General features: G+C 72.6%; 6 protein-coding genes and 1 pseudogene. 2 read left to right on the top strand and 5 right to left on the bottom strand.

The genetic code is table 11. The annotated features are described in order from the left end of the window. The 3 genes from KBX53_RS14485 to KBX53_RS14495 all read right to left on the bottom strand — a co-directional run. On the bottom strand, nt 1–837 hold an 837-nt coding region (locus KBX53_RS14485; protein WP_210859750.1), incomplete at its 3' end, for a glutamate--cysteine ligase. A gap of 73 nt (nt 838–910) precedes the next feature. Next, the gene (locus KBX53_RS14490; protein ID WP_210859752.1) at nt 911–2,119 is read right to left on the bottom strand and encodes an RNA polymerase sigma factor; all 1,209 of its coding nucleotides are present in this window, start codon (nt 2,117–2,119) and stop codon (nt 911–913) included. A gap of 2 nt (nt 2,120–2,121) precedes the next feature. Continuing rightward, nucleotides 2,122–2,481, bottom strand: coding sequence for a YciI family protein (locus KBX53_RS14495; RefSeq protein WP_030327441.1), 360 nt, complete (start codon nt 2,479–2,481; stop codon nt 2,122–2,124). Between the two features lie 277 nt (nt 2,482–2,758). On the opposite strand from KBX53_RS14495, the gene KBX53_RS14500 reads away from it, so the two are divergent. Further along, complete coding sequence (locus KBX53_RS14500) at nt 2,759–3,337, top strand: FAD-dependent oxidoreductase (protein ID WP_309140771.1); 579 nt, start codon at nt 2,759–2,761, stop codon at nt 3,335–3,337. Nucleotides 3,338–3,452: 115 nt separating this feature from the next. Here the strand turns inward: KBX53_RS14500 and KBX53_RS14505 are convergent, their stop codons facing one another. Together KBX53_RS14505 and KBX53_RS14510 are read right to left on the bottom strand one after the other, a co-directional pair. Then, nucleotides 3,453–6,086, bottom strand: a complete 2,634-nt coding sequence (locus KBX53_RS14505) for a discoidin domain-containing protein (RefSeq protein WP_210859754.1) — start codon at nt 6,084–6,086, stop codon at nt 3,453–3,455. A 229-nt stretch (nt 6,087–6,315) separates the two neighbouring features. Next, entirely contained in the window at nt 6,316–7,515 is a 1,200-nt protein-coding gene (locus KBX53_RS14510) for an ROK family transcriptional regulator (RefSeq protein WP_030327438.1), read from the bottom strand. A gap of 236 nt (nt 7,516–7,751) precedes the next feature. Here KBX53_RS14510 and KBX53_RS14515 point away from each other — a divergent pair. After that, nucleotides 7,752–8,008: pseudogene (locus tag KBX53_RS14515) on the top strand (extracellular solute-binding protein); the annotation flags it as partial.

The raw sequence follows: 8,008 nt of genomic DNA on the forward strand, positions 1-8,008 counted from the left end.
GTTCGGGGCGTCGACCCCGGCGCGGACGTCGTCGGCGAGGGTGGCCACCAGGGACCGGACCAGCGCGGCGACCAGCACCGCGTCGTCCACCTCGGTGCAGACGTCGCCGACCCGCACCTCCACCGTGGGGTACGCCGACGACGGCCGGGCGTACCAGTAGACCATCGCCGCGTCGAGCATGATGCCGGCGGCGATCAGCTCGTCGACGGTGCGGTCGTAGTCGGCGGCGGAGTCGAAGTACGGCGTCGGGCCGATGCTGGGCCACCGCTCCAACTGCATGGAGCGCCAACTGGCGTGCCCGGTGTCGTACCCGTCGTGCAGCGGGGAGTTGGTGGTGATCGCCTGCACCACCGGCAGCCACACCCGCAGGTGGTTGCAGACCTGCACGGCCAGTTCCCGGTCGGGCAGCCCGACGTGCACGTGGCAGCCGCACACCGCCGGGTCGTGCGCCACCGGTCCGTACCGGCGGGACATCGCGTGGTAGCGCGGTTCGTCGGGCACGGTCCGGTGCGGTTCGGCCACCGGGGTGGCGCCGACCGCCACCAGTCGGGCCCCGGCGGCCGTGGCGGCCTCGGCGGCGGAGCGGCGCAGCACCACCAGGTGCGCGCGCAGCTCGGTGAGGTCGGCGCAGACCGGGGTGACCATCTCCACCATGCTGTGCCGGAACTCCTGGCGGCTCTGGTCGCGGGCGGTGCCGCTCAGCGCGGCGAGCACCCGGTCGGCGACCGGCAGGTTCCGGCCGCTGTCCGGGTCGAGCAGCAGGTACTCCTCCTCCACGCCGAGCGTGAGGATGGACAGGTCGGGCACGGTGTCGACGGCGGTCGGACGGTAGGCCATGACCCCTCCCCATACCCTGCTGCGGCCGGCCGGTGCGTCGGGGTTCCCGACCACCTCTGCGGCAAACGCCCCGTCAGGACGTCGCCAGGGCCGTCGCGCGGGCGGTGAGAAAGGCCCGTTCCGCCGCGTTGTCCGTCAGGGCGACGGCTGTCCGGTACGCCTCGACGGCCTCCCCGCCCCGGCCGAGGCGAGCCAGCAGGTCGGCGCGGACCACGTGGTAGACGTGGAAGCCGAGAAGATCGAGGCGGTCCACCTCGGCCAGCGCCACCGCCGCACCGGCCACCTCGGCGAGCGCGACGGCCCGGTTCAGCGCCACCACCGGGCTGGGGGCGATCGCCGTCAGCTGGTCGTACAGCGCAAGGATCTGCGCCCAGTCGGTGTCGGCGGCGCGCCCCGCGGCGCTGTGCACGGCGGCGATCGCGGCCTGGATCTGGTACGGCCCGGGGCGGTCGCGGCGCAGGCAGCGGCGGACCAGCGCCTGCCCCTCGGCGATCAGCCCGGCGTCCCACCGGCCGCGGTCCTGGCGGGGCAGCGGCACCAGGTCGCCGGTGGCGGTGGTCCGCGCGCCACGGCGGGACTCGGTGAGCAGCATCAGGGCGAGCAGGCCGATCGCCTCCGGCTCGTCGGGCATCAGCGCGACCAGCAACCGGGCCAGCCGGATCGCCTCGGCGCACAGCTCGCCGCGGACCAGGTCCGGGCCGGCGCTGGCCGTGTACCCCTCGTTGAAGATCAGGTAGAGCACCGCGAGGACGCCGTGCAGCCGGTCGGGCAGGTCGGCGTCGTGGGGCACCCGGTACGGGATCCCCGCGTTGCGGATCTTCGACTTGGCGCGGACCAGCCGCTGCGCCATGGTCGGCTCCGGCACGAGGAAGGCGCGGGCGATCTCGGCGGTGCTCAGGCCGCCGAGCAGTCGCAGGGTGAGCGCGACCCGAGCGTTCGGGGCGAGCGCCGGATGGCAGCAGGTGAAGATCAGCCGGAGCTGGTCGTCGCGCACAGGTCCCTCCTCGACGGGTGGGTCGGCGGCGAACAGCAGGGCCGCCTCGGCGTGCCGGTGCGCCCGGGAAGCCTCCCGACGCCGCCGGTCGATGGCCCGGTTGCGGGCGGTGGTGATGATCCAACCGGCCGGGCTGGGTGGTGGGCCGCTCCGCGGCCACCGCCGCACCGCGATGACGAAGGCCTCCTGGACGGCCTCCTCGGCGAGGTCGATGTCGCCGAGGAGGCGGACCAGGACGGCGACCGCGCGGCCGTACTCCGCGCGGAACACCGCCTCCACGTCGGACACGGTCAGTCGCCGGCCCCGCCCTGGAAGGGGCGCACCTCGACCGGCAGGGTGGTCGCCAGCGCGTAGCGGCGACCCCAGTCCAGCGCGGCGTCCAGGTCCGGCACGTCGATGATGGTGATGCCGCCCAGGTGCTCCTTGCCCTCCACGAACGGTCCGTCGGTGACCAGCACCTCGCCGCCCTCGCGGGCGCGCAGCACGGTGGCGGTCTCCGGGCCGTGCAGGCCCTGCCCGAACACCCACGACCCGGTGGACGCCAACTCGTCGCGGAAACCGGCGAGCTGGCGCATCACCCCGGCCAGGAACTCCGGGTCCGGCGGCAGCTCGCCCTGGGGCTGGTGAAGGCTGAGCAGGTACAGCGTCATCGTTCCTCCTCGCGGGGCGGCCGGCCGCTCGCCGACCTCTCATCCTCCATACGATCGGCCGCCGTTCCAATCGACAGGTCGGCAGAAGATTCTCGGCGCCCGACCCGAACCCGGCGGTGATGCGCCCTTTGCTCTGCACCTGCGGAGGCGACGGGGGCGCAGGCCAGGTGTCGCATCGGTGGGTGCAGAGCAAAGGACGAAGGACAGGGGTCGCGTCCGCCGGTGCCGGGACCGGAGCCGACAGTCATAGCGACGACAGTTGTGGGTAGACCCCGGCGTGGCTGACGCCTTGCGGGTGGTAGTGGTCGGCGCCGGTTTCTCCGGGCTCGCCGCCGCGCTGGCACTCACCCGTGCCGGCGCCCAGGTGCGACTGCTGGAGGCCCGCGACCGGGTCGGCGGTCGGGTGTTGACCCGCTGGCTGCCCGACGTCACCCAACTCGACCTGGGCGCGCAGTGGATCGGCCCGACGCAGGATCGGATGTACGCGCTGGTCGCCGAGCAAGGGCTGACCACGTGCGCGGCGGCGGCGTTCGGCGCGCCCACTGTGCTCTGGGCCGGCGAGCGCCGAGGCGAGCCGCCGGCGCAGGTTGCCCGGGTTCTCGGCCTGCTCGACGAGTACGCCGCCCGGCTGGACCCGGCCGCGCCCTGGCAGGCGCCGGAGGCCGGGCAGTGGGACCGGACGGTCCTGGGCGGCTGGCTGCGTGCCACCGCCGGGGACGACGACACCGCCGACTACCTGGGGCGGGTGCTCGCCGGCGGGCTGCTGGCCACCGGCGCGGACGAGGTGTCGTTGTTGCACCTGGAGGGCGCGGTGCGCGCCGGTGAGCGGGCGGCCGCCGAGGTGCTGGCCGGCTGAGCGGCGGACGCGACCGTGGCCGGCCCGGTCTCGGCGGGACCGGGCCGGCCTCGGCCCACGGTGCGACCCGGCCGACCCGTCCGTCAGACGTTCGGGCCGGCCCGGGGCGCCCGGGTCAGGGGTAGGTGGTCAGGTACACCGTCTGGTTGGCCGCGTTCGCGGTGCCACCGGCGTTGTTGATCACCCGGTTGATGGTGCCGACGCCACCGAGCGAGACGGTGACCATGTTCGTGAAGCGCACGTTCGGGTTGGTGGGCACCTCGAAGGACCGTTCCTCGACCACTGCGGGGTTGACGTTGAAGTAGCTGTAGCTTCCCAGCCCGAACGCCTGGTGACTGGTCACCGAGTCGGCGACCTTGTACGCGGCGTAGCCCCGGGTCGACCCGTTCATCCAGGCCGCCTGGTTCGGAACGTCGTAGGGCAGCTCGTTCTGGTAGAAGTACGTCCGCCCGCCGTTGCCGTTCCAGATGGTCTGGTACTTCTGGTAGTGCTCGACGAAGAGGCCGTACATGGTGACGTTGTCGCCGTTGACGGTGAGCCCGGTGTCGGCGGTGTTCAGCGTCCACCCGGTCGGCACGCCGCTGGCGGCGTGGTCGGCCCGCCACAGCCACATGTGGTCGCCGATCACGTTGTCGCTGTTGACGGTCAGGGTGTTGGTGGCCTTGCCGACGTGCGGCCCGCCGATGCGGAAGAACACGTCGTGCAGCGAGGTCGGGTTGGTGGCGTGGCTCGCGGACGAGCCGGACGGCCCGACCTCCATCAGCACCGGCGAGTTCGTCGTGCCGGCCTCGAACATGATGCCGGCGACCTTCACGCCGTCCACATCGGCCACCCGCATCCCCACCGCGCCGTTGTCGGCCTGGATGGTGGCCAGACCGAGGCCGAGGATCACCGTGTCGGCCCGGTTGACCTGGATCGGCTCGGTGACGTGGTGCACGCCCGGGGTGAAGAGCAGGTGCCGCCCCTGGGCGAGGGCCGCGTTGATGGTGGCGGCGCTGGTGCCCGGCTGGACCACGTAGAACTGCGACAGCGAGATGGACGAGCCGGCCGGGGTCTTGTTGTACCAGCTGGTGCCGGTGGAGTTGGTGCGCAGCGCGGGCACGAAGACCCGGTACTCACCGCTGCCGTCGACGTACAGGAACGGCTTCTCCCGGACCTGGGGGGTCTGCGGGATGACGGTGTGCGACGGGTTGGGGAAGCTCGGCGCCGGGGCGCCGACGACGCCCTGGAAGACCATGTTCCACACCGAGCCGGTCCAGCCGTTGCCGAACTCGCTGTTGCGGGAGTACCACTGCTGCTGCGAGCCGGAGACGACAAGGCCGTCGATGCGGGTGTCGGCCAGCAGGCCGCCGCTGGACCAGCCGTCGCCGCCGTTCCAGAGCTGGATCTGGTTCTGCGCGCCACGAAGGTGCATCCGCCGGTACGGCGCGGCCTGCGACACCGCCCACCGCTCGACGGTCTGCCCGGCGGGCAGGGTGACGGAGAGGTTCTCGGCGGCCCGCCAGAAGTTCTGGGTGGCGTTGCCGCCGAACCAGAACGCTTCGGTGCGGACGTGGCCGTTGAGGTTGACGTCGTCGGGGTTCATGCCGAGGCCGGCGACCTGGGTGAAGAAGCCGAGGTTGACGTCGGCGGTGTAGGTGCCGGGCTTGAACAGCACCGCGTAGCGCTGCGACCCGAACTGGTTGGTCTCCTGCTGGGTGAAGAGGGTGTTCAGTCGACTCTGGATGGTCGACGTCGGTGTGCTCGGGTCGAAGACGAAGGTGTTCGGGCCGAGGTTGGGGTTGTACGGGTCGGTCGTGCCGACCGGCGGCTCGCTGGTGCCCCCGCCGGTGGTGTTCACCGCCAGCTCCCACAGCGAGTAGCCGTAGGCGGTGCCCCGGGCGGTGCCGTACATCCGCAGGTAGCGGCCGCTGCCGGCGACGGTGAGGGACTGCGTCCCGCCGGTGGCCGTGGTGGTGGAGTAGATGGTGGTCCAGGTGGTCCCGTCGGTCGAGGTCTGGAGCTGGAAGGCCCGGGCGTACGCCGCCTCCCAGGTGAGCACCACCCGGCAGATGGTGCGGGTGCTGCCGAGGTCGACGCGCAGCCACTGCGGGTCGCTGGCGGCGCTGGCCCAGCGGGTGCCCGGGTTGCCGTCGACCGCCGCGGACGCGGCGAGGCCGGCGTCCTGGGTGGACGAGGCGGTGGCCGGGCTGCCCTGTGCGACGTTGGTGCTGCCGCAGGTGGGGGTGCTGCCGCCGGTCTCGCCGTACACCTGGAACTCCCAGAGCGAGTAGCCGTAGCCGGTGCCCCGGGCGGTGCCGTTCATCCGCACGTAGCGGCCGGCGCCGGTGACGGTGAGGTTCTGGGTGCCGCCGGTGCCGGTGGTGGTGGAGTAGATCGTCGTCCAGGTGGCCCCGTCGTCGGAGGTCTGGAGTTGGAAGGCCCGGCCGTAGGCGCCCTCCCAGAGCAGGTTGACCTGGCTGATGGTGGCGCGAGCGCCCAGGTCGACCTGGAGCCACTGCGGGTCGCTGAACGCGCTGGCCCAGCGGGTGGCGGTGTTGCCGTCGACGGCGGCGCTGGCGGGGGTGCCGGCGTTCTCGGTGGACGAGGCGGTGGCGGGGCGGCCCTGGGACAGCAGGGTGGGCGCGGCCTGCGCGGGGGCACTGGCCACGGCCGGGGTGAGCGCCGCGACCAGGGCCACGGTGAGCCCGACCAGCAGGTGTCGGACGACCCGGGGACGCGGGCGTACGGATGTAGCACGAGATGTCATGACATCGCCTGTCGCTAGGGGGTTACGGGTTGCCACGCGGAGGGGATCGGGCGCGCCCGTAGCGCCGTGGATGGTGTCGCCGCCGACGCGACACCGAGGGAGGAGAGCGCTCTCGTAGGAGTGTTGCGGCGAGATTGCGACGGCGTCAAGACATCGATCTATAACTTCGTTATTTATCCCGAGAATTCTTTTTGGGTAATTTGCTGGTCGCCCGCGCGGTCGCCCCCGCTCAGCGGCGGACGCCACCCTCGGTGAGGAAGCGGGCGATCGGGAGGGTGGCCGCACCCAGCGCCACCGCGTCCACCCCGAGCCGGCACAGCTCGATCGACGCCTGCTCGTACGGCTGACGCAGCGCCTGCCGGCCGGCGGCCTCCCGGACGGCCGGCAGCAGGTCACCGAGGGCCATCGCCGCCCAGCCGCCGAGCACCACCCGCTCCGGATTGAACAGGTTGATCAGGTTGGCCACGCCCGCGCCCAGGTAACCGGCGGTGTCATCGAGGACCCGTCGGGCGGTGGCCGAGGTCTGCGCGGCGGCGACCAGCGCGGCGAGCTGGGACTCCTCGTCCTCGCCCGGAACGGCGCGACCCCGACGCGCCTCCCGGTAGCGGTCGATGATCGCCTCCGCACCGACGTACGCCTCCAGGCAGCCGCGCGCGCCGCACCGGCAGGCCCGGCCGCCGTACACCAGGGTGGTGTGCCCCCACTCCCCCGCGCTGCTGGACGCCCCCCGGTAGGTGACGCCGTTGGTCACCACCGACGCTCCCACCCCGGAGCCGACAAGCGCGAAGACGGCGTGCCGGGCGCCCCGACCGGCACCGAACCACATCTCGGCCTGACCGAGGGTCTTCGCGCCGTTGTCGATGTGCAGCGGCACGTCGGTGCCGGCGCCGATCAGGCGCTCCAGCGGCACCCGGTCCCAGCCGAGGGCCTGGGCGTGCACCACGGCCTCGACGCCCTGCTCGACGACGCCGGAGACGCCGATCCCGACGCCGAGCACGTCGCCGGGGGTAACCCCGGCCTGGCCGGTCAGCGCGTCGATGCCGGCCAGCACGTGCCCGGCCACCAGGTCGGGCTCGGTGCGGGCCGGGTCGAGCGGGTACTCGACGCTGGCCAGCAGGGTCATCGCGAAGTCGAACAGCTCCATCCGGACCCGCGTCTCGCCGACGTCCACGCCGACCACGAAGGCGAAGCGGGGCTCGATCCGCAGCAGCATGCTGGGCCGGCCGCCGTCGGACTCGGCGGCCCCGGCCTCGGCGACGAGTCCTTCGTCGATCATGTCGGCCACCACGTTGCTGACCGCGGGCTGGCTCAGCCCGGTGCTGCGCACCAGGTCCTGCCGGGTGAGCGGGCCGTCCAGGAAGAGCTTGGTCAGCAGGGCGGACCGGTTGCGCAGCCGCACGCTGCGGTTGGTGGCACGCGCCAGCTCCACTCGTCACCTCGTTCCCGTCGGCCGTTCGAGGCGACTGTAACCGCCTCGTGCTTGACGACCCACCGGCCAGCAACTTTAATGACGACATAAATTAAGCCGTGATGTAACTCCCGGGAAACGCCGACGGACCCCGACGGCGCACCCCCGAAACCCTGCCCGCAGCCGGCCCCCGCCGCCCGACCCCTATCGGCGACGAAGGCCAGCGGACCCCCACCACGCACCGGAAGGGCTGACCCGTGTCGAGACGACACCTCGGGATATTCACCGCCGCCGTACTGGCCGCCGCCTCGCTGACCGCCTGCGGTGGCTCCGGCGACGACTCCGCCGCATCGCCCAAGACGCTCACCTACTGGGCCAGCAACCAGGGCGCCAGCCTGGAGGCCGACAAGACCATCCTCCAGCCCGAGCTGGACAAGTTCGAGAAGCAGACCGGCATCAAGGTCACCGTCGAGGTGGTCCCCTGGTCGGACCTGCTCAACCGGCTGCTCGCGGC

The organism is Micromonospora sp. M51 (assembly GCF_018070305.1).
In the GTDB taxonomy this organism is placed as follows: Bacteria; Actinomycetota; Actinomycetes; order Mycobacteriales; family Micromonosporaceae; genus Micromonospora; species Micromonospora parva.